Annotated in this window: 21 protein-coding genes; 11 read left to right on the top strand and 10 right to left on the bottom strand. The window is 64.6% G+C overall.

What is annotated here, in order from left to right:
* Positions 1 to 46: 46 nt before the first annotated feature.
* The 5 genes from catA to AC6CIE_RS16905 all read right to left on the bottom strand — a co-directional run bounded on the left by catA (position 47) and on the right by AC6CIE_RS16905 (position 6,333).
* Positions 47 to 982 (bottom strand): catechol 1,2-dioxygenase, encoded by a 936-nt coding sequence (gene catA, locus AC6CIE_RS16925; RefSeq protein WP_175137599.1) that lies wholly within the window; start codon positions 980 to 982, stop codon positions 47 to 49.
* 74 nt (positions 983 to 1,056) lie between these two features.
* The gene (locus AC6CIE_RS16920) at positions 1,057 to 2,202 is read right to left on the bottom strand and encodes a muconate/chloromuconate family cycloisomerase (RefSeq protein WP_498093018.1); all 1,146 of its coding nucleotides are present in this window, start codon (positions 2,200 to 2,202) and stop codon (positions 1,057 to 1,059) included.
* Between the two features lie 234 nt (positions 2,203 to 2,436).
* A complete protein-coding gene (locus AC6CIE_RS16915) occupies positions 2,437 to 4,071 on the bottom strand; it encodes a Na+/H+ antiporter (RefSeq protein ID WP_175122675.1) in 1,635 nt (544 codons plus the stop codon).
* A gap of 74 nt (positions 4,072 to 4,145) precedes the next feature.
* Entirely contained in the window at positions 4,146 to 5,108 is a 963-nt protein-coding gene (locus AC6CIE_RS16910) for a Bug family tripartite tricarboxylate transporter substrate binding protein (RefSeq protein ID WP_175122674.1), read from the bottom strand.
* Between the two features lie 82 nt (positions 5,109 to 5,190).
* Positions 5,191 to 6,333, bottom strand: a complete 1,143-nt coding sequence (locus AC6CIE_RS16905; protein ID WP_175137596.1) for an L-talarate/galactarate dehydratase — start codon at positions 6,331 to 6,333, stop codon at positions 5,191 to 5,193.
* A 208-nt stretch (positions 6,334 to 6,541) separates the two neighbouring features.
* Here AC6CIE_RS16905 and AC6CIE_RS16900 point away from each other — a divergent pair, with 208 nt between their 5' ends.
* From AC6CIE_RS16900 to AC6CIE_RS16870, 7 genes are all read left to right on the top strand, one after another.
* Positions 6,542 to 7,543 (top strand): LacI family DNA-binding transcriptional regulator, encoded by a 1,002-nt coding sequence (locus tag AC6CIE_RS16900; RefSeq protein WP_175122672.1) that lies wholly within the window; start codon positions 6,542 to 6,544, stop codon positions 7,541 to 7,543.
* Positions 7,544 to 7,675: 132 nt separating this feature from the next.
* Complete coding sequence (locus tag AC6CIE_RS16895; RefSeq protein ID WP_254594928.1) at positions 7,676 to 8,590, top strand: GAF domain-containing DNA-binding protein; 915 nt, start codon at positions 7,676 to 7,678, stop codon at positions 8,588 to 8,590.
* Positions 8,591 to 8,740: 150 nt separating this feature from the next.
* On the top strand, positions 8,741 to 9,886 hold the full coding sequence (ampH, locus tag AC6CIE_RS16890) for a D-alanyl-D-alanine-carboxypeptidase/endopeptidase AmpH (protein WP_343738660.1): 1,146 nt from the start codon (positions 8,741 to 8,743) through the stop codon (positions 9,884 to 9,886).
* Entirely contained in the window at positions 9,883 to 11,055 is a 1,173-nt protein-coding gene (locus AC6CIE_RS16885; protein ID WP_498093015.1) for a hypothetical protein, read from the top strand. The genes ampH and AC6CIE_RS16885 overlap by 4 nt, the downstream gene beginning before the upstream one ends.
* Positions 11,056 to 11,062: 7 nt before the next feature.
* Complete coding sequence (locus AC6CIE_RS16880) at positions 11,063 to 12,640, top strand: serine hydrolase (RefSeq protein ID WP_498093013.1); 1,578 nt, start codon at positions 11,063 to 11,065, stop codon at positions 12,638 to 12,640.
* Positions 12,641 to 12,716: 76 nt separating this feature from the next.
* On the top strand, positions 12,717 to 13,706 hold the full coding sequence (locus tag AC6CIE_RS16875; RefSeq protein ID WP_498093011.1) for a sensor domain-containing diguanylate cyclase: 990 nt from the start codon (positions 12,717 to 12,719) through the stop codon (positions 13,704 to 13,706).
* Positions 13,707 to 13,719: 13 nt separating this feature from the next.
* Positions 13,720 to 14,454 carry an SDR family NAD(P)-dependent oxidoreductase gene (locus tag AC6CIE_RS16870; RefSeq protein ID WP_175122668.1) on the top strand — a complete coding sequence of 245 codons (735 nt, stop codon included), beginning with the start codon at positions 13,720 to 13,722 and terminating at the stop codon, positions 14,452 to 14,454.
* A gap of 75 nt (positions 14,455 to 14,529) precedes the next feature.
* Here AC6CIE_RS16870 and AC6CIE_RS16865 read toward each other — a convergent pair whose 3' ends face one another.
* Positions 14,530 to 16,116, bottom strand: a complete 1,587-nt coding sequence (locus AC6CIE_RS16865) for an IclR family transcriptional regulator domain-containing protein (RefSeq protein WP_498093009.1) — start codon at positions 16,114 to 16,116, stop codon at positions 14,530 to 14,532.
* Positions 16,117 to 16,319: 203 nt separating this feature from the next.
* Between AC6CIE_RS16865 and AC6CIE_RS16860 the strand changes: the two genes are divergently transcribed.
* The 3 genes from AC6CIE_RS16860 to AC6CIE_RS16850 are packed head-to-tail and all read left to right on the top strand — an operon-like array spanning position 16,320 to position 17,911.
* Positions 16,320 to 17,129, top strand: a complete 810-nt coding sequence (locus tag AC6CIE_RS16860; protein WP_498093007.1) for an RraA family protein — start codon at positions 16,320 to 16,322, stop codon at positions 17,127 to 17,129.
* A 24-nt stretch (positions 17,130 to 17,153) separates the two neighbouring features.
* Positions 17,154 to 17,621, top strand: coding sequence for a nuclear transport factor 2 family protein (locus tag AC6CIE_RS16855; protein ID WP_498093005.1), 468 nt, complete (start codon positions 17,154 to 17,156; stop codon positions 17,619 to 17,621).
* Entirely contained in the window at positions 17,618 to 17,911 is a 294-nt protein-coding gene (locus AC6CIE_RS16850) for a Dabb family protein (RefSeq protein WP_175122664.1), read from the top strand. The genes AC6CIE_RS16855 and AC6CIE_RS16850 overlap by 4 nt, the downstream gene beginning before the upstream one ends.
* 138 nt (positions 17,912 to 18,049) lie before the next feature.
* Here AC6CIE_RS16850 and AC6CIE_RS16845 read toward each other — a convergent pair whose 3' ends face one another.
* A complete protein-coding gene (locus AC6CIE_RS16845) occupies positions 18,050 to 19,246 on the bottom strand; it encodes an L-talarate/galactarate dehydratase (protein WP_286937448.1) in 1,197 nt (398 codons plus the stop codon).
* A 38-nt stretch (positions 19,247 to 19,284) separates the two neighbouring features.
* Positions 19,285 to 20,262, bottom strand: coding sequence for a Bug family tripartite tricarboxylate transporter substrate binding protein (locus tag AC6CIE_RS16840; protein WP_175122662.1), 978 nt, complete (start codon positions 20,260 to 20,262; stop codon positions 19,285 to 19,287).
* Positions 20,263 to 20,491: 229 nt separating this feature from the next.
* Between AC6CIE_RS16840 and AC6CIE_RS16835 the strand changes: the two genes are divergently transcribed.
* A complete protein-coding gene (locus AC6CIE_RS16835) occupies positions 20,492 to 21,478 on the top strand; it encodes a LacI family DNA-binding transcriptional regulator (protein WP_254594926.1) in 987 nt (328 codons plus the stop codon).
* Positions 21,479 to 21,551: 73 nt separating this feature from the next.
* On the opposite strand, the gene araD is transcribed toward AC6CIE_RS16835, so the two are convergent.
* Positions 21,552 to 23,285 (bottom strand): L-arabinonate dehydratase, encoded by a 1,734-nt coding sequence (gene araD, locus AC6CIE_RS16830; RefSeq protein WP_498093002.1) that lies wholly within the window; start codon positions 23,283 to 23,285, stop codon positions 21,552 to 21,554.
* Positions 23,286 to 23,291: 6 nt separating this feature from the next.
* Positions 23,292 to 24,377 (bottom strand): mannonate dehydratase, encoded by a 1,086-nt coding sequence (locus AC6CIE_RS16825; RefSeq protein ID WP_175122659.1) that lies wholly within the window; start codon positions 24,375 to 24,377, stop codon positions 23,292 to 23,294.
* Positions 24,378 to 24,383 lie beyond the last annotated feature (6 nt).

Below are 24,383 nucleotides of genomic sequence, written 5' to 3'. Positions count from 1 at the left end.
ATGAATGTCGGATGGCGGCATCGCGCGGTGGCGATGCCTGCCGGGTTCAGGCCTGGGCGGAGGCGCGCAGGCGATTGACGATCTGGTTGTCCTTGCCTTGCAGCAGGCCCGTCAGCACGACGTCGAATTCGATTTCCTTGTACGCGTCGGCTTTCAGGCCCAGTTCGGCGCCGCCTGTCTTGTCGGTCACCGGCGGGATCAGCGCTTCGCGGGTGGCGTAAGCGAAATCGTCCCAGATGAGGGGATCGCCCTCGATGTTGAATTGCGTCGTCAGCTTGCGGTGCTGGTCGGCGCTGACAAAAAGGTGCACGTGCGCCGGGCGGTTGCCGTGGCGGCCCAGCGCGTCCAGCAGCTGCTGGGTGGCGCCCTGCGGCGGACAGCCGTAGCCGACGGGCATCAGCGTGCGGAACTCATATTTGCCATCCGAGTCGGTACGCACAGCGCCGCGCAGGTTGAAGTCGGTTTGTGCGCCCGTCGGGTCGAAGTGCGAATAGAAACCCTTGGAGTTCGCGTGCCAGCACTCCACCACCGCATTGGCCAGCGGCGCGCCGTTGGTATCGCGCACGACGCCACGGATCACCAGGGGGCCGGCGTCCGCATCCGGATCGAGATCGATGCGGGCAACGCCGTCCTGCACGGGCGCGCCTGCGACATACAGCGGGCCTTCGATGGTGCGCGGCGTGCCGCCGTCCAGGCCGGCCAGCTTGTCCTCGTGGTCCATGCGCACGTCCAGGAATTTCTCCAGGCCCAGCCCGGCGGCCAGCAGCGCGGCCTCGCCGTCGCGGCCCAGCTGATTCAGGTAGTTGACGCCGGCCCACACCTCGTCGGGCGTGATGTCCAGGTCGTCGATGGCCTTGAAAAGATCGCTCAACAGGCGGTTCAGGATCTGCTTGAAGCGCGGGTTGCCCTCGCTGCCTGCAATGTTGGTCGCGGCCTTCAGCAGGTCCTGCACTTCCGGGGTGTTGAATACGTCGAGGCTCATGTCTGTCTCCAGGGTTTGTCTATTGGTATGGGTCGGGAAATGCGGCGTTGCATGCGCCGCATCGCCAGGTTTTCTCAATGGCTTTTGTTCGTGACCTTGACCAGCCCGTCGCGCGTGAAGCGCTTGACGCGGGCGTGGTCCAGCTCGATGCCGAGCCCTGGTCCGGCGGGCACGGTCAATTCGAAGTCGCTGTAGTCCAGCGGTTGCGCAAGGATTTCCTCGGTGATCAGCAAGGGGCCGAACAGCTCCGTGCCCCATTGCAGATGCGCAAGGCTGGCAAACAGGTGGGCCGACGCGACCGTGCTGACCGCAGCTTCCAGCATCGTGCCGCCGTAGAGTTCGATGCCCGCCGCGTCCGCGATCGCCGCCACGCGCTGCGCCGCAAAAAGGCCGCCGTTCTGCTCGATCTTGATGGCGAAGACATCCGCACCGTGCTGGCGCGCGATCTCGAACGCGGTGTCCGGGCCTTGCAATACCTCGTCGGCCATCAACGCCACCGGGAACCGGCGCATCAACCGCGCCAGGGCCGCAGCGCTGGCCACGGGCTGCTCCACCAGCTCGCAACCGGCCTCTGCCAACGCGGGAATCGCCCACGCCGCCTGCGTTTCACTCCACGCCATGTTCACGTCGACGCGCACCGCGCCGCGCTCGCCCACCGCGCGCTTGATGGCGGCCACGTGGGCGATATCGACCTTCGGATCACGGGCGCCGATTTTCAGCTTGAAGATGCGGTGGCGGCGCTCTTGCAGCATCTGCTCGGCCTCGGAAATGTCCCGATCCGTGTCGCCCGACGCCAGCGTCCACGCCACGGGCACGCGATCCCGGCGCCGGCCGCCCAGCAGTTCGCTGACCGGCACGCCCAGGCGCTTGCCGTGCGCATCCAGCAGCGCGGTTTCCAGCGCGCTCTTGGCAAAGTGGTTCACCTTGACCAGCTTGCCCACGTGCGCCATCAGTGCCTGCACGCGGGTGGCGTCCTGGCCGATCATGGCGGGCGCGAAGTACGCGTCGATCGACAGCTTCATGGCCTCGGGGCTTTCCGGACCATACGCCATGCCGGCGATGGTGGTGCCCTCGCCAATGCCCACCACGCCGTCGCTGCAATACACCTTCACCAGCATCAGCGTCTGGCCATACATCGTGGCCACCGACAGCTTGTGCGGACGGATGGTGGGAAGGTCGACGAGACAGGTTTCGATGCGTTCGATGGTGGCTGCAGACATGGACGGCGTTGGATAAGGGATGGTCACGAGGCGTTTATAGAACCCGGCGACTTTTCGCGTCCAATACTTTGGGAATCCGAATTGATACCTTTAGAGCATAAATAATCTACGAACGCACTGAGGGCTTCCAGGAATTCTCAATACTTTAAGGGTCTGACCGATCTGAAGCGGGTCGACATATCGTCACGCGGATCATGAGCGACCAAGCCGTACCCCGTGGGCGCGCACCCGCGGCTACCGCAGATGCGCTTCGTGCAGATCCAGCAGCCGCCCCTGCTCCCGCGCCAGCGAATCCGAGATGCGGTGTGTACGAGCCAGATGGAAAACCGCCTCGCGGGAAGCGGCAATGGCTTCCAGCCTCAGTTCGCGCTCGATGGCGATCTGCCTGCCCAGGCGTTCCGTATCGGCCACGTCCGCCGCCTCGCCGGACTGCCGCCGCAACGCGCCGCTCAGGTTCTCCGCCACCTCCAGATACAGCGCGGCGTTTTCCGGATTCTCCACGCCCCGGCGCCTTGCGCCGGCCGCAACGCTGTCGAGCGCCGCGCGCAGCATGGCGTCCTGCGCCAGCGATGCCTCGCGCTCGGTGCGGCTGTTCGGCGCAAAGTGCAACCCGCGCATCAAGGGGGGCAAGGCCACGCTGGCCAGCAATAGCGAAAACACGATGACCATGGCCGCCAGCGACACCGCCAGATCGCGCGCCGGAAACGGCGCGCCGCTGTCCAGCGCAAAGGGAAGCGTCATCACCCCGGCCAGCGTCACCGCGCCGCGCACGCCCGCCACGGAGACGGCCAGGATCACGCGCGCGCCGACCTCGGGCGGCTCGGCGCCACGGCGGCGGGCCGCCATCGCGCTCAGCTTCAGCGACACGGTCACCCACAGCAGCCGGCACAGCACCAGGCCCAGGCAGACGGCCAGTCCATAGACGGGCAACCACCAGAGGGATTGGCCGCCTGCCTCTTTCGCGGCGCTTGCCAGGCCGGCGAAGATCGTGGGGAACTGCTCACCCAGCAACACGAAGATCATGCCGTTCAGCGTGAACTGCACCGTGTTCCACACGGCCCTGCGCTCCATGCGAGTGGCCGCGAGTGCGCGGCCCGACAGTTCGGAATAGCTCATCATGACGCCGGCGGATACCGCGGCCAGGATGCCCGAGGCGTTGGCGTGCTCGGCCACGAAATAGACGAAGAAAGGCGTCAGCAGGCTGAGCAGCACCTCGGACCCCGGCTCTTCGCCCACCCGGCGCGTGTAGATGGTCCGCAATTGCATGATCAGCCACGTCAGCCCGGCCCCGATCGACAGGCCGGCAATGGCAACCCAGAAGAACGACATCGTGGCCTGCGCTAGCGAGAACGTGCCGGTCGCCGCCGCCGCAACGGCAAAGCGAAACGCCACCAGGCCACTGGCGTCATTGAACAGCGCCTCGCCTTCCAGGATGGCCATCATGCGGCGCGGGATATGGACGCGCCGGGAAATCGCTTCGACCGCCACCGGGTCCGTCGGCGACACGATGGCCGCGATGGCGAACGCCACGGGCAACGGGACGTCGGGAATCATCCAGTGGATCAGGTATCCCACGCCGATCACCGTCAGGATCACCAGACCGAACGCGAGCTGGATGATGGAAGAGGATTCGCGCAGGACCGCCAGCTTCGATATGCGCCATCCGTCAAGGAAAAGCAGAGGCGGCAGGAACAACAGGAAGAAGATCTCGGGTTCGATCAGCACGCCACGCTGGAACACGGCCGCGATCACGAAACCCAGACCGATCTGCACGAAAGGTAGCGGGACGGCCAACGGCAACATCCGGACCAGCACGCCGCTGAACAGAACGGCGACCAGCATCGCCATGACTACGGTGAAAGTCCCCAATGCAAACCCCTGAACGTCGATCCGCGGGCGAATGCCCGCGGTGCGACGTTACCTTGGCTCCTGGGGGCGTGCAATCAATTCGCCGTGATCTTGCCCACTTCGATCACCTTCTTCCAGCGGGCAAATTCCTCGGCCTGGAACTTGGTGAATTCGGCCGGCGTGTTGCCGACGACTTCAAAGCCCAGCTCCAGCAGGCGCGGTTTGACCGACGGGTCGTTCAGCGCGTCGACAATGCCGGCGCGCAGCTTGTCGCGGATGTCGGCGGGCATGCCCTTGGGACCTGCGAACGCCTGCCACGACGTCACCGTCACGCCCTTCAGGCCCAGCTCTTCCATCGTGGGCACGTCGGGCAGCAGCGGCGATCGCTTCGCGCTCGTCACCGCGATGGCGCGCAGTTTGCCCGACTGGATGTGCGTGAGGCAGGTGTTGATGTTGCTGAAGCTGGCGTCGACCTGCCCGCCCAGCAGATCCACGATGGCCGGCGCGCCGCCCTTGTACGGCACGTGCGTGGCCTGCGTGCCGGTCTCCTGCCAGAACAGTTCGGCCGTCAGGTGATCCGAGGTGCCGTTGCCGGCCGACGCGAACGTCATGCGGCCCGGATTGGACTTCAGGTAATCCAGCACGCCCTTCATGTCGCGAAGCTGCGAATTCGCGTTGACCACCAGCACGTTCGGCGCCTGCACGGCCACCGTGATGTATTCAAAATCCTTGAGCGCGTTGTAGCCCGGCTCCTTGACCAGATGCGGGCCGATCACGAAGGGACCCAGCGACGACACCAGCACCGTGTAGCCGTCGGGCGCGGCGCGCTTGGCCTGGCCCGCGCCCAGCGTGCCGCCCGCACCCGGCTTGTTCTCGATCACGAAGGTGCCGCCGAACTTGTCCTGCAGCTTGGGCGCAACCGTCCGGGCGATCAGGTCGGTTGAACCGCCCGGCGGAAACGGCACCAGCATCGTGACGGGTTTGGCGGGCCAGTTCTGCGCCTGGGCCGACGCCGAGACGGCCAGGCCAAGCGCGAGCGTGGTGAACCATTTTTTCATGCGAGTCTCCTCTGGGTTGGCGTCTGTCGCGCCGTTGGTCGTGCATGGCGTCCCGCCGCAAGACAGCGGGACCGGAAAGGGTTCAGGCCCGCTTGCCGACTTCGACCGTGTCGCGCGTCCACGCGCGCGCCTGATCGCTGAGCGAGATGCCCAGGCCCGGCCGGGTCGGCACCAGCATGCGGCCGTCGCGGATCTCGAGCCGCTCGTTGAACAGCGGTTCCAGCCAGTCGAAATGCTCGACCCACGGTTCGGTCGGATACGCGGCGGCCAGGTGCACGTGCAGTTCCATCGCGAAGTGCGGCGCCAGCATCGCGCCGGCCTGTTCCGCCTGCGACAGGATCTTCAGGAACGGCGTGATGCCGCCCACGCGCGGGGCGTCGGGCTGCACGTAATCGGCGGCGCGGTGGCGGATCAGCTCGCTGTGTTCGGCCGCGCTGGTCAGCATTTCGCCGGTGGCGATCGGCGTGTCGAACTGCGCGGCAAGCGCGGCGTGGCCTTCGTGGTCGTAGGCGTCCAGCGGCTCTTCGATCCACACCAGGTTGAACTGTTCAAAGATGCGGCACATGCGCTGCGCGGTCGGGCGGTCCCACTGCTGATTGGCGTCGACCATCAGCGGCACGTCGTCGCCCAGATGCTTGCGCACGGCTTCGACGCGCCGGATGTCCAGTTGCCGGTCAGGCTGACCGACCTTCAGCTTGATGCCGCCAATGCCACGTTCGCGCGACGCGCTGGCGTTGACCAGCAGTTGTTCGAGCGGCGTGTGCAGGAACCCGCCCGACGTGTTGTAGCAAGCAACCGAATCGCGATAGGCGCCCAGCAGCTTGGCCAGCGGCAGGTTGGCGCGGCGGGCCTTCAGGTCGTACAGCGCCACGTCGAAGGCGGCGATGGCCTGGGTCGACAGGCCGCTGCGGCCCACGGACGCGCCGGCCCAGCACAGCTTGGTCCAGAGCCGGCCGATGTCGCTGGGGTCTTCGCCGATCAGGACGGGCGCGATTTCCTTGGCGTGGGCGAACTGCCCGGGGCCGCCGGCGCGCTTGGAGTAGCTCAGGCCAATGCCCTCGTCGCCGTTTTCGGTCTGCACTTCGACAAACAGCATGGCGACTTCGGTCATGGGCTTCTGGCGGCCGGTCAGCACCTTGGCATCGCTGATCGGGGTGGCCAGCGGCAGGTAGCACGACGAGATGCGCAACCAGGCGATACGGTCGGCGTTGGAAGTGGCGGTCATGAGAATTCTCCGGGTGTCTGGAACGGGTCCTGCGAGGACGACGGTGGCGCATGGACAACGTTGTCATTTGCGGCCAAATAAAAAGCGCCGATGTGCGGAGCTTGGCTGGCGGCAGGATTAAAACGTTGCAGCTGACGTTCATGATAACGTTGTCCAAAATTCGCGGCAAGCCAGCGCGCGATCCGTACAAACCCGTACTTCCCGTTCCATGAAACCCAAATCCATCACCCTGCATGACGTCGCCCGCGCGGCCGGCGTGTCGCTCATTACCGCCTCGCGCGCGCTCGGCAATCCGGGCCGCGTGTCCGAGGCCACCATCGCACGCGTCCAGCAGGCCGTTACGGAAACGGGATACATCCCCAATTTGCTGGCGGGCGGCCTGAAGTCCCGGCGCAGCCGCACCGTGGCGGCGCTGGTGCCCATCATTTCGGTCCCGCAATTTCTGCCCACCATCGAAGCCCTGACCGCAGAACTCGACCGCGAGGGCTACCAGCTCATCCTCGGACAGATGGGCTATGACCGCGGCCGCGAGGAAGCGTTGCTCAACGCCATGGCGGGCCGGCGCGTCGACGGCGTGGTCGTTGCCGGCCTGTTGAGCGACATCCCCGCCGCGCACCGCCTGCGGGAGATCGGCATTCCGGTGGTCGAGACCTGGGACCTGACCGAACGCCCGCTCGACATGCTGGTCGGCTTTTCACATCGGCAGGTGGGCAGCGCCGTCGCCGAATTCTTCCTGTCCAAGGGATGGCGCAACGTGGGACTGGCCACCGGCGACGACCAGCGCGCCGCCGTGCGCCGCGCGGGCTTCCTGGAAACCTTGGGCCACGACGTGCCCACGGCGGTCGTTCCGGCGCCCAGCAACGTGGCGTCGGGCCGGCGCGCTGCGGCCGAACTGTTCGACAAGTCGCCCGGCCTTCAGGCGATCTTCTGTAGCGCCGACGCGCTGGCCGAAGGCGTGCTGACCGAGGCGCGCGTGCGCGGCCTGCGCGTGCCGCAAGACTTGGCGGTCTGTGGCTTCGGCGGGGCCGACTTCGCCGCGCACCTGGCGCCGTCGCTGACCACCGTGCAAATCGACGGCGCGGACATCGGCGCCCAGGCCGCGCGCGTGCTGATGGCGCGATGCCGGGGCGAGACCCCGCCAGAGCCTGTCATTGATGTGGGATTCCGGATCGTCGAGCGCGAATCGACGGGCGCCTGTGCGGCGACTTAGCCAGACACCTGGCTGAACGCTGGCCGCCACGGGCGGTTGTCAGACCGCGCCGCCGGTAGGAAAATCCCGCCGAGCCGCGCGCGTCCGACAGCGCGCCCCCGAAGCGCCCTGCCGCCTCAGAAGGAACCGCCCGTGAAGGATGATGTTGGCCAGTACCAGACTCACCCCGTCACCCTCCTCCAACCCAACCCGTCATCGGACTGGCTCTATCACTGCGCCATGAGCCTGCTCAAGCTGCCCGCGGACGATGCGATCTCGGAGCAGCTTGCCTACATGGGCGAAACCTCGGACATCGACCGCGCCTGGATGATCGAGTACCGCCCCGACATGCTGCGGCTGCGCAATACCCACGAATGGTGCCGCGGCCAGACCGAGCCCTTCGTCGCCGAACTGCAGGATGTGCCGACCACGCTGATCGCCTGGCTGCACCGGTTCATGGTCAAGGGGCAGGCGGTCGCCATCCACGACGTCAACGACCTGCCCCGCACCGCGCGCGCCATCCAGGCCGAATTCCAGCGCCAGGGCAACAAGAGCGTGCTCAGCGTGCCGGTGTGCCTTGACGGCAAGCTGCAAGGCATCATCGGTTTCGACACCACCGTCCGGCATCGCCACTGGACCGCTGGCGAGGTCGGCGCGCTGTACCAATGCGCCAATCTGATCGGCCAGGCCAAGTACGGCAGCGGCCGCCCGCGGGCGCCGCTGGGCAATCCCGCCGCATCGGTCGTCTACCTGAGCATGCGCGGCGTGGTCCGGGGCGTTCAGCCGGAAGCCATCGTCGGCGTGCGCTCGGCCGGCAACTACAGCGAGATCTGGCTGGACGACGGCTCGATGGTACTGGACTCGCGCGCGCTCGGCGTCTGGTCGACCCTCCTGCCCGAGAAGACGTTCTTTCGCGTGCACCGCACCGCGATTGCAAACGCGTTGCATGTCATGGACGTGGACCGCAGAAGCGTTGACCGATGGCAGATCCGGATGCGCGCCGTGGACGACACGTGGCCGGTGTCGCGCTCGTACCGCAAGCCGCTGCGCGAACGCATGGGGATCTGAGGCGGGGCTGCACGGGCCAAGCCGGCCAATATGCCATTCATCACGCCGGGATGTTGTTTCGTCCTGACGCTGGTGGCTACGCACCGGGATTTTGGGATCATCGCGGCATGCGCTGGGACACCCGTTCCTCGCCCCTTCAGTGAGAACCGCATGCTGACGTCCCGCCTTCTCCCGCGCATCCCCGTACTTGCCTTGAGCGCCGCCTGCGCGCTGGGCGCAGGCCACGCCCAGGCCGCCGACCTGGCCTTGCAGGATGCCGTGTCCATGGCCGGCATGCAGATGTATCTGAACGGCGGCGCGCCGGGCCTGATCATCGCGGCGGTCCGCGGCAATGACGTGGTGGTCCAGGGCTATGGCGAAACCGCGCCGGGCAGCGGCGTCGAACCCGACGGCAAATCGATCTTCCGGATCGCGTCGGTGTCCAAGGTGTTTGCGGGCGACGTGCTGGCGTCGCTGGCCGCCAAGGGCAAGCTTAAGCTGACCGATCCCCTCTCGAAGTACGCGCCCGACAATGCCAAGGTCGATGCCAACGGCCGCCCGATCACGCTGCTCGACCTGGCGACGCATTCCGCAGGCCTGCCGCGCGAACTGCCCGACCCGGACGCCAAGCCCTCCGACAATCCGTTCGCCGTCTTCGACCGGGCCTATTACTGGAAGTGGATGGGCAGCCACAAGCCCGCCTACGTGCCCGGCACCACCACGCTGTATTCCAACCTGGGCTATGGCCTGCTGGGCGACGCGCTGGCCAAGGCCGGCGGCGCGGACTATTCGACCGTGCTTGCCAACGAGGTCTTCAAGCCCGCCGGCATGACCGACGCCACCAACCTGCTGAACGACGCACAGAAAAAGCGCCTGATGACGGGCCTCGATCCCTTCGACAAGCCCGACCCCAATGCGGTGGCGCCCGACATCATGTATGCCAGCGCCGGCGTCTACGCCACGGCCGACGACATGGTGCGCTGGATGCGCTGGCATCTGGATGGCGCCAGACAGGCCCGCGAGAACGCCCTGCTGGCGCACACGATGTGGCTGCCCTACGACGGGCTCAAATCCGTGGTGGGCACGGAGGTCACGGATGCCGACGGCATGGGACTGGGCTGGGTGGTGACGCTGCCGCGCAACGGCTCGCCGTTCCTGCTGGGCAAGAGCGGCGGCATTGGCGGCTTCATGTCGTACGTGGTGCTGTCGCCCAACCGCGACCTGGGCGTGTTCGTCGTCGCCAGCCGCGTGAATTTCGGGATGTTCAACAACATCCATGCGCAGGTGCGCGAACTGGCGGCTGAGCTGGCGCGGTGAAGCGTCTGCATCGTGCGTTGCGCCAGACCGCGGCGGCGGCGCTGCTTGCCGTGGCCGCGCACGGCGCGTCGGCGCAAGAGGCAAGAGACATTTTCAAGACCGAGATCTTTCTCACGCCCTACAGCGACCTGGCCGATGGCGACGAATCGTATCCGCGCCTGAACGGCAGGTTCCTCCTGATGACCGGCTACACCGGCTTTTTTGGCGTGCACGACGACAACGGCCAGCTTCCGCGCTCGCACTGGAGCAGTGTGCAGCCCACCGCCGAGGCCGCGCTGGTGCTGCAACTGACGCGCGAGTTTTCGATCCGCACCAAGGCCACGTTCAACTCGTCCACCAACGACACCAAGGACAACGCGTTTTCCGATCTGGGCGTGAACCTGGACAACCTGTTCGCCGCCTACACCGCCGACAACTATGCGCTGTACGGCGGGAAGATGGATCTGGGCTTTGGCGACGCCTGGCACGTCGTGGACGGCCTGTACTCGGGCTTCAACGAGAACTCGGAATTCCGCGGCTCGATCGGCGTGGGCGGACGCTACACGCTGGATACGTCGGGCCGCGGCACGCATTCCGTGGCCGCCCTGCTGTTCAAGCGCGACAACACCGCTATGAACCGCAGGTTCAGCCTGGACGGCGGCCTGCTCGGCCCCGACGAGCCGCCGCTGTTCAGCGACCAGCTCAAGTCTTTCATCCTTTCGTACGACTTCCGCGATCTACCCGGACTGGCGGGCATATCGGGCGGCGTGGACGCGGGCCGGCTGCACCTGGATCCGGACCAGGGCGAAAGTGCCAACACGGTATCGGCCCGGCTGAGCTACGACACGCCGCTGGATGACGGATGGCACCTGAACTGGTTCAACGAGGCTACCTATTCCAGCGCCTTTCGCGGCGCGCCGGTTTCCAACGGCAATGGCGTAACCTCGGTGTCGTTGTCTCGAGACCGCTGGCAGGTCACCGCGACGGCCGCCGTGCGCAAGCTGACCGGCGGCGGCCAGACGCTGGCCCGGTATGGCCTGCTGGACAGTACGGATTGGGGAGTATCGGGCGCAGTCACCTACGTCACGCCCTCGGGGTTGATCGTGCAGGCCGGGATCACGCATCAGCGCGACCAGGCCCTGCGCCTCAACCAGGGCGTCTTTCGCATCGCTTACCAAGCAGGATTCTGAGGCCAACATGCACAGCACAACCACGCGCATCACCGCAACGATCGTTCTTGCCCTGGGCTGCGTCACGTCAGCCTGGTCGCAACCCGTGCCGATTACCCCCGCCGACTACCCGCCGGCGGACGCCGTCACGATTCCTGCCGGCAGCCGCGAACGCGCCGTGCAGGACCTGCCCGGCATCATCAAGGACATCATGCAACGCAGCCAGGTGCCGGGCCTGGCCGTCGCGGTCGTCATCGACGGCAAGACCGTGCTGACGCAAGGCTTCGGCACACGCGAGGTCGGCAAGGACGCGCCGGTGGATGCCAATACCGTGTTCCAGATCGCGTCCATCTCCAAGTCGCTGTCGGCGACAGTGACCGCCATCGAGATCACGCAGCGCAAGGCCACGTGGGACGACCCCGTGTCGCGTCATCTTCCGGGCTTTGCGCTCAGCAACGCCTATGTGTCCGAGCACGCCACCATCGGCGATTTCTTTGCGCACCGCACCGGGCTGCCGCCCACGGCCGGCGACGATCTGGAAGACCTGGGCTTTTCCCGCAACGAGGTCATCGCCCGCCTGCGCCTGTTGCCGCTTACTCCCTTCCGCACGTCGTATCACTACGCCAACTTCAGCACCACGATCGGCGCAGAGGCCATCGCCAAGATTGCGGGACGTCCGTGGGAGCAGCTGGCCGACGAACAGCTTTTCAAGCCGCTGGGCATGGCCTCGACCAGTTACCGCTACGCCGACTTCGAGTCGCACGGCAACCGCGCCTTGCTGCACGCCTACCAGAATGGCCGCTTCGTGCAGGTAGGCAAGCGCAACGCCGATGCGCAGGCGCCCGCGGGCGGCGTGTCCTCCACGGTGGTGGATCTGGCCCAGTGGCTGAAACTGCTGCTGGCGGATGGCCAACACCAGGGCAAGCCACTGGCCGCTCCCGGCGCGCTGCTGCCCGCCCTGTCGCCGCAGGCCTTCAGCGCCCCCGCGCCCGATCTGAATACGCGGTCCGGCTTCTATGGCTTTGGTTTCAACGTCAACACGGAAACCGGCGGACGCCCTGCCATGGGGCATTCCGGCGCCTTCCTGGTGGGCACGGGCACCACCTTCCGCATCGTGCCCTCCGCCGGCATCGGCATCGTCGTGCTGACCAATGGCGCGCCGGTCGGCGCGGCGGAAGCCGTGGTGGCCACGTTCACCGACACGGCGCTGTACGGCAAGTCCACACGCGACTGGTATGCGGCATACAACGGCGCCATGAAGAAGTTGTTCGAACCGCAGGCGGACCTGACCGGCAAGCCCGATCCCGCCAAGCCCGCCGCACCAAAAGCGTTGTCGCAGTACACCGGCACGTTCGACAACCCCTACTACGGCCCCGCGCGGATCGAGGAAGCCTACGGCGCGCTGACCCTGGTGCTGGGACCGAAGGACATGCGCTTTCCCGTGCGCCATTGGGACGGCGACACGTTCGCCTTTTCGCCGGCCGGTGAAGCCGAAATGCTCGCCTCGCGGGCGTCCATCGTCTTCAAGATGGCAAACGGGCAGGCACAAAGCTTTGACATCAAGTACTACAACGACAGCGGGTTGGGGGGCTGGGTCCGGAAGTAGCTGAATCCGGCAGATCCCCATCAGTCCCCGCTTCGGGCTACAGTGCTCGTTCCTCGGAATCCCGGAAGGATCAAGCATGGCCGACGACAGCACGCTTCTCAACGACAACGCGGTGTACAGGACTTTGCTGGAATCGACCAAGGCGATTCCCTGGAAGATCGACTGGGCCACGATGAAATTCGCCTACATCGGCCCCCAGATCGAAGCGCTGCTGGGCTGGAGCACCGATAGCTGGGTCACCGTCGAGGACTGGGCGATGCGCATGCATCCCGAGGATCGTGAGTACGTGGTGAATTTCTGCGTCTCGCAATCCCAGGCCGGCGTCGACCACGAGGCCGACTACCGCGCGCTGACCAAGGACAACGGCTACGTGTGGATCCGCGACGTGGTGCACGTCGTGCGCACGGAAAGCGGCGAGCCCGAGGCCCTGATCGGCTTCATGTTCGACATTACCGAGCGCAAGAAGACCGAAGAGAAACTGCTCAGCCTGCAGAAAGAACTTGAGGTGCTGTCTTTCAAGGACGGCCTGACCAACATCGCCAACCGGCGGCGCTTCGACAGCAGTTTCGAACTGGAATGGGAGCGCGCCCGCAGCGAACGCCAGCCCTTGTCGGTATTGCTCTTCGACGTCGACTTCTTCAAGCAATACAACGACCTGTATGGCCACACCCAGGGCGACAAGTGCCTGATCGAAATCGCCGAAACGCTGAGCCTGGCGCTGGACGGTCCGCGCGATTTCGTTGCGCGCTACGGCGGTGAAGAATTCGTCGTGCTGCTGCCCGAGGCCGATGCCGAGGTCGCGCGGAAGGTCGCTGAACGCTGCCAGCGCCAATTGCAGAAAAAAGCCATCGTGCATGCGCTGTCGCCGCACGGCAGACGTATCACGGTCAGCGTCGGCGCGGGCACGGTGGTGCCGCAAGACCAGGCCACGCGCGCGGACTTCATCAAGGCCGTCGACCAGCAGTTGTATCTGGCCAAGGCCAACGGCCGCAACCGCATCGAACACGTGCAGTGGGAATCGGCCGAGCAGACGCCTGCTATCCTGCCAGGCGTTGAAGACTCCTGAACCACGCAACGCAGTGAATAGATTTGAAGACAAGGTCGTCCTGGTGACCGGCGGCAGAAGCGGCATCGGACAGGCCATCGCAAGACGCTTTCGCGATGAAGGCGCCCGGGTGTTGACCGCCCAACGCTCGGCCGACGACGAGTTCGAAGCCATCGCAGCCGATCTGTCCGATCCCGTGCGCGCCGCCGCCGTGATCGAGGAAGTCATCCGCCGGACCGGCAAGCTGGACGTGCTGGTGAACAACGCCGGCGTCATGCAGGAAGCGCTGGTCGAAGACACCTCGCTGGCCGACTGGAAGCGGACCCTGAACGTCAACCTGACCACGCCCTTCGTGCTGATCAAGGCGGCGCTGCCGTACTTGAAGACGACGCGCGGCAATATCGTCAACATCAGTTCCATCGAGGGCCTGGGCGCCAACCCCATGCATGCCGCCTACGCCACGACCAAGGCCGGCCTGCATGGCCTGACCCGCGCGGTCGCCATCGACCACGGCCAGGACGGCATCCGCTGCAACGCGGTGGCGCCGGGATGGATCGACACGGCGCTCAACGATGACTTCATCAACACGCTGCCAGACCCCGCGCGCTTCCGGGAATCGGTGCAGCGCATCCATCCGGTCAGGCGGACCGGCACGCCGGATGAGGTCGCTGGCCTGGTGGCGTGGCTGGCTTCTGACGAAGCGGCGTTCGTGACCGGACAGGTGTGGACGGTGGATGGCGGGCGGACGGCGCAGCTCAGTTTGCCTTGAGCAGGGCCCGCGCACTCGCCGCAGCCTGATACGACGCAAAGCGCTCCCCTTCAAACGGGAGCGCCTTCGGGCCGTCTAAATCGAAAATTCAAACAGGCATCCCGACATGGGCGCCTTTGCCAGAGTATCGAGCGCGACCTGATGCCTCGACGTTGTCACGATCATGCGCGCGCCGTCCGTCGCCAGGTCCGTCGGACATGGCACCGGCAAACCGACCACTCGGTCCAGCACCCCATCCCGCGTGAAACGAACCACGCTCCAGCCGTCGCAAAGCGCCGTCCAGATACCGCCATCGTCGTCCAGCGCAAGTCCGCTGAGCAGGCCCGACCCTTTTGGCATGCTGGCCAGGCGCCTCACGCCCTCATGACCCGGTTGCAGGATAAGGACCGCGCCAGATTCCGGTGAGACGGCGTAGAGTTCGCTATCCTTGGCGCCCCATCGCAACGCCTGCACGGGCTCGGCGATCGTCCACTTTGGCTCAAACTTCCCGTTGGCCAGCGTGATCACGCCGACTACGCAGCCGATGCCATCCTCTTGCTCCAAGGCAGCCCAGGCCTCGCCGGCGCGGATCCCGGGACACAATGCCAGCAACGTCCCACGCGGCCATGCCGCGCGCGGCGTAATGGAGCCGTCCGAGGTGATCTGCACCGCGCTGGTCCCGCCGGCAACGAGCATCCCCTCCGGTTCAATCAACAACCCCTTTATCGGGCTTTCCAAGCGGTAGATCAGTTCGTCGCGCGGCGGTTTGCTGGTCATATCAAGCCGCCGCACCGACGGCGCGAGCACATCGGCCCAATACAGCACCGTGCGGTCCTCGCTCCATTGCGGATGTGCGCCTTGAAAGGCCCAGGGGCCGGGAATCGCAACAGCCGCGGTCTCGTCCGCGGGCGGCTTTACCGTCTCGAGCTGTGCCCCTACCCGTCGCGCCGCCTGCGCCACTTCGAGCCCCAGCAATTCAACCCTGGCGCGCGTCAGCCGATAGGCCGGCCCCGCCACGCTGATTGCTCCGCGCACGACGCCCGCTGCGTCCACGATAGGCGCCCCCACGCAGCGCACGCCCTCCACGATTTCCTCGTCATCGATGGCATAGCCCCGGGCGGCGGTGATCTTTAGTTCCGCATTGAGGCGTCTGCGATCAGTGATGGTATGCGGCGTGAAAGATTTCAGCGTCATATCGCGGACGATTTCCTCGCGCGATGCGGCTTGCATCACGGACAGGATGGCCTTGCCCTGGCTTGTGCAATGAACCGGCTTTCGCTGTCCCAGAACCGCCGCGGATCTCACACTGTGCGCGCCATCGCACCGTTCAAGCGAAATGACCTCGAGCCCGTCCAAAGTGGCGAGATAGCAGGTCTCTCCGGTCAAGTCGCGCAGACCCCGCATCTCCAAGGCCGCTGCCGCCGCCAGATCCGGCATCGTGTAAGCCTGCCTTGCCATTTCGAAACAACGAAAACCAAGACGGTAGACCTTGCGTAGCGGATCGCGGCGCAGCATGCCGCGCGCCACCAACGTTGCGAGCAGGCGGTAGGTGGTTGTCCGGGGCAACGAAAGCTGCGTGGCCAGCTCGGTCTGGCTGAGCCCGTCCGTCGCCGCTCCCACTGCCTCCAGCATATCGATGGCCTTCTCCAGAGATCCAGTTCCATCACCAGTATTCGCCGTCATCGCATGAAGTCTCAGTATGTGGAAAAAAGCGCCGAGTTCGGCGGTTCACGCCGGCTCCCCAGCATATTAAGTTCGAGACAACTTCAATACCATTCCATGAACGGATGCCGCGCCGCGGTGGCGTAAATAATCATCCCGGCACGTCTCACCATTTGGGACAAACCGCAGCTTTCCCGCCCACTTCACACTGACAGCCAGCCATCATGAGCGTCTCCAATCCCCCTCCCCTCGCCGAAATTCCGCAGCGCGAACCGGCGCCTTACGTCCCCGACTCTGTCCTGGATCGTCTGGCCCGCGCGACCAGCGGCTCGCTGACGACCCAGCTCTATATCAAGGGTCTGCGCCAGCCCGTCCTGCATGGACTCAAACCGCTGAACAAGAAGATCAAGCCCTTTGCCGGCCGGGCCTACACCATGCGCTTCATCCCCGCGCGCGAGGATGTGGACGTCTACGGCAACCTGACGACGTCGCCCTCCGCGGATAACCTGCAATGGGTCGGCGTCGAGCAGATCGAGCCGGGCCACGTGCTGGTCATTGACAGCAACAAGGATGGCCGCGCCGCGTCCATGGGCAACATGCTGATCACGCGCATGATGATGCGTGGCGCGCGAGGCGTCATCACGGACGGTACATTCCGCGACGGCACGGAATTGAGCCAGATGGATTTTCCGATCTGGAGCACTGGCGTCACCGCAACCACTCGGCTGAGCTATCACCACGTCGCGGACCTGCAGGTGCCGATCGGTTGCGCTGGCGTAGCGATCTACCCTGGCGACGTGATCCACGGCGACGGCGACAACATCACCGTCATCCCCGCCCACATGGCCGAAGAGATGGCCGACCTGTGTGAAAAGCGTGACGACATCGAAGCGTATCTCGCGCTGCGCGTGCAAGCCGGTGAGCCGCTGTGGGGCCTTTACCCGCCCGGTGACGCCACGCGCGCGCAGTTCAAGCAATGGGTCGCCGACGGCCGCCCCGCGATTCCAGCGGCCAAACCCGCGAGCAGCCGTTGATTCCAACTGAATTCAGGAGCATCCATGAACGCCCCATTCACCCCCGACGACTACGCCGCGTTAATCCGCCGGTATTTCGACGCCTGCAATGCCGGCGACTATGACGCGCTGGTCGATTGCTTCACGCCCGATGCCGTCCATTACTTCCCGGCGGGCCTGCCGGAAGTCCCCTGGCGCTCCGCCGACACCATCGCCAAGAAATGGGTGTGGTGTGTGGAGACGCTGGGTTCACAGTGGACCATCGAACGCATCATCGTCAGCCACGACTCCCCCGAGGCCATGATCGAATGGACGCACTGGAAGAACAAGAGCGGCACCGCCCTGCGCGGCGCGGAATGGTACGACTTCGATCCAACGACGGGAAAGATCGCCGAGATCCGCGCGTACTACGCCTCGCCCGCCGATCCATCCGTGCGCATCAATGAACTGGTCGACTTCGACTACGCCGGCCGGCGATATCACCTGGAAAGCGCAACGAAGGCACGCGCATGATCCGGCACATCGTCCTCTTTCGCCGGCGTCCCGGCGTTGATCGCGACGCCGGCCTTGAAACCAGACTAGCCGCGCGCATGCGCGACCTGGGCGCCCAGATTCCGGCAATCCGATTCTGGCGTGTCGCCGCCAACGAGCTGACGCGCCCCATCAGTTGGGATTACGTTCTGGAGTCCGAGGTCGACAATGCGGCCGAGCTCGATGCCTACCTGTTCCACCCGCTGCACGTTGCGCTGGTGGCCGACTTGAAACCTTACTTCGACTGGGCCGCGGTCGATTACACGGTGTAGGCCGAATACAGCCCTCAGACAAGTTCCGCAGGAGAACGCGCCAGCCTTTCGGCTGGCGCGTTTCCTTTCTGAACGGTTCTTGTCTGCCTGCCGACAAAAAAAGCGGCGGCGGCCAACGCCGCCTCGCCCTCATCCCCTTCAGGGACGCTTGCCGAACTCTTCAAAGTCAGCGCGCCACGCAATGGCCTGCTCGCTCAGCGAGAAACCCAGCCCGGGCCGATCCGACACATACATACGGCCGTCCCGCAAGTGCATCTGCTCGTTGAACATCGGCCCGAGCCACTCGAAGTGTTCGAGCCATGGCTCGATCGGATACGCGGCCGCCAGGTGCAGGTGAATTTCCATTGCGAAGTGGGGTGCGAGCTTGCGGCCCTTGAATGCGCCCAGCGCCATGATCTCCAGGAACGGAGTAATTCCGCCCACACGCGGCGCGTCCGGTTGAATGAAGTCACTGCCTTCAGCCATGATCAACTGCGCATGCTCGCCCGCGCTGGTCAGCATTTCTCCCGTCGCAATGGCGGTATCAAAGCGCTCAGCCAATTGCGCATGGCCTTCAAAATCGTAGGCGTCCAAAGGCTCTTCGATCCAGGTCAGATCGAAATCTTCAAAGGCACGGCAGGCGCGCGTTGCCTTCTGCCGATCCCACTGCTGATTGGCGTCCACCATCAGGGGGAAGTCGCCGCCCAACAGCTTGCGCACCTCGCCCACGCGCTGGACATCGATCGCCAGGTCGGGCTGACCGACCTTGAGCTTGATGCCGCCGATGCCGCTCTCACGGGATATCTGGACGTTCTTCAGCACCTGATCCAGCGGCGTGTGCAGATATCCGCCCGACGTGTTGTAGCACTGCACGGAGTCGCGGTGCGCGCCCAGCAGCTTCGCAAGCGGCAGCCCTGCGCGCTTGGCTTTCAGGTCCCACAGGGCAATGTCGAAGGGCGCGATCGCCTGTGTCGTCAGACCGCTGCGGCCCATCGAAGCGCCGGCCCAAAGCAGCTTGGTGAATAGCTTGGAGATGTCGCTGGGGTCTTCGCCCAGCAGATTCGGAGCGATTTCCTTGGCGTGTGCGTACATGCCCGGACCGCCAGCGCGCTTGGAGTACCCAAAGCCGATGCCTTCATGTCCGTCGCGGGTCCGGATCTCGGCAAAGATGAAGGCGATCTCGGTCAACGGCTTCTGCCTGCCGGTCAACACCTTGGCATCGCTCACTGGCGTGGCAAGCGGCAAGAACACCAGCGACACCTTTACCCATTCGATGCGATCGCCGCTTTCAGCCGCAGTACGCGCGTTTGCGTCGGTCTTGGCGTAAGAAACAATGTTTGATTGGACAGCTTTCATTTGAACAATTCCGGATAGATATCAACAAAAAAGGCTATTCAGTTGAGCTTGATGCCAGCTTTCTGAACCACCTGTTCCCAACGAGCAATTTCATCCTTGACGAAGCGGGTGTAATCGGCGGACCGCGACGCGACCACCACGAAACCGCTTGCTTCCAACTTGGCACGTGCGGCGGGGTCCGAGAAGCCCTTGACCATCGCGGCCTCGAGCTTTGCGACGACGGCAGCGGGCGTTCCCTTGGGCGCGGACAGTCCCGTCCATGACACCGCGCTGAACCCTGGATATCCGGACTCGGCGACGGTAGGCACGTCCGGATAGAGCGGATTGCGTTCAAGGCTGGTCACCGCCAAGGCTCGCAACTTGCCCGCTTGAACGTGCGGCAGCACCGCATCCTGGTTGGTGAACATCCCGGGGATCTGGCCCGCCAGGACATCGTTCAACGCGGGAGCGCCACCCTTGTAGGGGATGCCCACCATGTCCAGTCCCGCCACCTGCTTCATGTATTCGGTGGTCACGTGGCCCGACGAGGCGTTGACCTGGCCATAGTCGAACTTTCCGGGGTTCGCCTTGACCCAGGCGACAAACTCCTGCAGGGTCTTCGCGGGAAAAGTGGGGTTGACGACCAGCACGTTCGGCCCGGCGGCCAACTGCGAGATGTGGACAAAATCAGTGTTCGAGTCGTACGGCGGCTTGGGCATGAAGCCGTGGATGATGGCGTTGCTGCCAATTCCCGATAGCAGCAACGTATAGCCGTCGGGCTGCGCCCTCGCCACCTGCTCAGTGCCGATCGCGCCACCAGCGCCTCCCTTGTTCTCGACCACGAACGGCTGCTTCAGTTCGCGTCCCAGCACATCGGCGATCAGGCGGCCCATCAGGTCGCTGGTGCCGCCAGCGGGAAACGGAACAACGATCTTGACGGGACGCGACGGATAGTCGGATTGCGCCTGGACCACGGCAGGCAGGGCGGCCAGGCTGGCCACCAAGCCCAAGGCAACAAGCAGGGATCTACGGCTCATTTGGTTGTCTCCTATGCGGTCGTAGCCGCCATTTATGGATTTGTTCTGTATAGAATCATGGAAGCGCTTTCATTTTGAACGCCTTCCGGGAATTGGCAATCCACCCCCCATTTCCATTTGCTCGTGCGTCCCACACTTTGGAATTTCCGCGCGTTTCTCTTTCCGCCGTTGAATCATGTCCACCGTTTCAAAGTCCCATCAAGTCCCGCAGGCGCCCGGAAATGCACGAATGAGCGACGTCGCCCGGCAGGCGGGCGTCTCCCTGGTCACGGTTTCGCGGGCGTTGAACACACCCGACAAGGTGTCCCCCGACACGCTGGCCACCGTGCGCAGCGCCATCGACCATTTGGGCTATGTGCCCAACCTGATGGCTGGCGGTCTGGCATCCAATCGGTCCCGCATCATCGCCGCCATCGTGCCGACGATTTCCAACCTGGTTTTCGCCGAGACGGTGGACGCCTTGGCGCAGACGCTATCCAAGGATGGGTATCAGTTGTTGTTGGGCCAAAGCGGCTACAGCAAGGACGTTGAGGCGGCACTGGTGGACACCTTTCTGGGCCGCCGCGTGGACGGTCTGGTGCTGACCGGCCTTTCTCAACCCAAGGCCTTACGACTGAAATTGCAGCGCGCAAGGATTCCGGTCGTGCAAACCTGGGGACTGCCCGGCGCCGGTCCATCCACCCTCATCGACATGGCAGTCGGTTTCTCGAATGTGGAGGCAGGCCGCGCTGCAGCACGTCACCTCATCTCCCGAGGCCATCGGACGCTAGCCTTTCTTGGCGCCGACGAAACGCGCGCTCGGCAACGGCTTCGAGGCTTTCAGGCAGAAGCACGGGCTGCCGGCCTGTCCGATGTCGAAGCCGAGTTTGTCCCCCCGCCGGTTCAGATCGACGCGGCCGGGCCTTGCCTGGACCGCATGTTGGCACGCCGCTCCGACATCTCGGCGGTGTTCTGCAACAACGACCTGCTGGCGGCAGGCGTGTTGTTCGCGTGCGCGCAAAAGGCGATGAGCGTTCCAGGCCGCCTGGCCATCATGGGCTTTGGCGACCTGCCCATCTCCCGTGCAGCGTTTCCTTCCCTGTCCACCGTTCGCATCCGGCGCGCCGAGATGGGCGAACAGGCCGGAAGGATGTTGCTGGCTCGCCTGGGCAACGCCACAATCGACGCGAAAAGCGTGGATCTCGGGTTCGAGATCATCGAGAGGAAAAGCACGTGACGGCAGCCCCGCCATAACCCGCCTTCGCCAACGGGCCGTTTCGTCTCAGACTTTGGAACTGATGAAACGGAATTCAGAAAATGTCTGGTTCGCCTGCGGACGCCCCAGTCTGCGTCAATAGAAAGTCCATGTCGCAGCCTTGGTCAGCCTGCAAGATGTGCTCGGCAAACATCCGGCCATAGCCTCTGCCGAAGCGAGCGGGTGGCGCAACCCACGCAGCCCGCCTGCGGTCCAGCTCGGCGTCCTCGACATCCAGCCGTATGCGTCGCGCCGGCACGTCAACCACGATGAGGTCGCCAGTTTGCACCAAGGCCAACGGGCCGCCGACCCAAGCCTCGGGTGCGACGTGCAGGACGCAAGCGCCATAACTGGTTCCGCTCATGCGTGCGTCGCTGACGCGCAGCATGTCGCGCACGCCCTGCCTGATCAGTTTCAAAGGCAGGGGGATCATTCCCCACTCCGGCATGCCGGGGCCGCCCTTGGGACCAGCATTGCGCAGCACGATCACGTGGTCCTCCGTCACCTCCGCATCCGGATCGTCCAGCATGCGCTTCAGGCTTGGATAGTCGTCAAACACCAGCGCGGGACCTCGGTGATTCATGAACTTCGGACTCATCGCACTGGGCTTGATGACACATCCATCGGGCGCAAGATTGCCCCGAAGCACCGCCAACGCCCCCTCCCCATATACCGGTCGCGCCAGCGGACGAATGACATCCTCGTTCAACACCTGCGCCGGCGACACGTGGACACGAAGGCTTTCCCCGGTCACGCAGATTTCGTCCAGATGCAGCAGCGCCCCCAGACGCGACATCAACGCAGGCAAGCCGCCCGCCAAAAAGAAGTCCTCCATCAGATACCCACTATCACCATTGGGCCGAATGTTGGCGATCACGGGCACGCGACGGCTTGCTCGATCGAAGTCTTCCAGGCCCACGTCCGCGTGTCCCGCGCGACGCGCGAGGGCGATGATGTGGATGATGGCGTTGGTCGAACATCCCATCGCCATCGCGACCGTGATGGCGTTCAAAAATGCGCAGCGGGTGAGGATCCTGGCCGGACGCAGGTTCTCAAGCACCATTCCCACGATGCGTCGTCCCGTCTGCGCCGCCAGGCGTTGGTGCGCCGCGTCCACCGCCGGGATGCTGGAGGCGCCTGGCAACGACATCCCCAACGCTTCGACGATTGCGGTCATGGTGCTTGCAGTGCCCATCGTCATGCACGTCCCGGGGCCACGCGCAATGCCGCCAATTATTCCTTCCCACTGCGCATCGGAAATTCGGCCGGCGCGGTGTTCGTCCCAGAACTTGAAGGCATCAGACCCCGATCCCAGTGTCCTGCCGCCGAAATGGCCGCGTTGCATCGGTCCGGCCGGCAGGAAGATCGCGGGAACGCCTGCGCTGATCGCGCCAAGCAGCATCGCTGGCGTGGTCTTGTCGCACCCGCCCATCAGCACCACGGCGTCAATCGGATAGCAGCGGATCATTTCCTCGATCTCCATCGCCATCATGTTGCGATAGAGCAGCGCCGACGGCTTGACGAGCGCGTCGTTCAGCGACATCGAGGGCATCTCCAGCGCAAAACCTCCTTCCTGCAAGATCCCGCGCCTGACGTCCTCGACCCGCTGGCGGAAATGCGAATGGCAGGGATTGAACTCCGACCAACTGTTGATGATGGCCACGACAGGCTTGCCTTCCCAATCTTTTCGCTCGAAGCCCATCTGCATGAACCGGCTGCGGTGATTCGCGGTCCGGAAATCGTCGTTCGCCAGCCACCGCTGGCTACGCAGCTTGATCGTGTCCGTCATCGCCGTTCAACGCCCCGGCGCCGACCACACGCCGGCCGCCTGCAATAGCCCACGCGTATAGCCAAGCGCGAACGCCATGAAGCGCTCGCGCCCTTCGTCGATCTCGGAAACCGGCACATGATCCGGGCATAGCGGTCCCGAATACCCGCCCCGCTGATACGCCCTGATGGCCTCGAGCATATCCACGTCGCCCTCGTCCGGAAATACTTCCTGAAAATCGAGATAACCGCCGCGGATGTTCCTGAAATGCACCATGAAGATCCGCCCGGTCGCCGCGAACTCCTCAATGACGGAGATCATGTGCTCAGCCGGCCGCGCAAACATCTCTGCGACCGTCCCCTGGCAGAAGTTGAGCCCGTGGTTCCGGCTTGAAGACAACGCCAGAAACCGCCGCAGCCCGTCAACCGAACCCACTACATGCTCGATTCCGTTGAGCCCGCCAATCGGATATGCCGGATCGTGCGGATGGCATGCCAGCCTGACACCGGCCTTGTCGGCAGCTTGCACCAATCCTTCGACAAGGAACTCGATGGCATCCCAACCCGCTTGCTCGGTCACAGGAGGAACGTCACGCGCCATCTTTTGGCCGCACAACATCACCGACGCAGATCCGCCCTCTTCCTGGTGTCCTGGATAGCCCACCCCCCAGTACGAGTGCTTGCAATCGTCTTCAGACGAGTATTCCGCGTACGTGAAGCCTGAATTCATTGCGCCGCCGCGCCCGGGCTTCAACCCGGTGCGCGTTATGCCTACCATTTGCACGTTGTACTTGAGGCAGCTGATGCCCGCATCTGCGGCCTTCTGGATGTTGTCGGCCAACGTATTCCGTTGACGCCGCGCGCTGTCCAGGTCGACCAGGGAATCAAGAAGAATGGAGCCGACATCCAACGCAAAGACATCCAGCTTCAGTCCGAATCCTTCGACCCATTTCCGATACTCGCCCAGCTTCACAGCATCCCAAGCGCCGACGCCATTTTCCGCCGAGACCAGCTCCGTGCCGCGGTTATCGAGAACGACGCTTTGCACCCCCAGTTGCGTTGACAGGCGCAGCCGGCGTTCGTCCGGGTTGAGCAGTTGCTCGCTGATGTACATGAGGAC

This window comes from Achromobacter sp. GQ309, from assembly GCF_059759315.1.
Note: the sequence above shows the minus strand (reverse complement) of the source record. Positions and strands in the feature narration are given on the sequence as shown.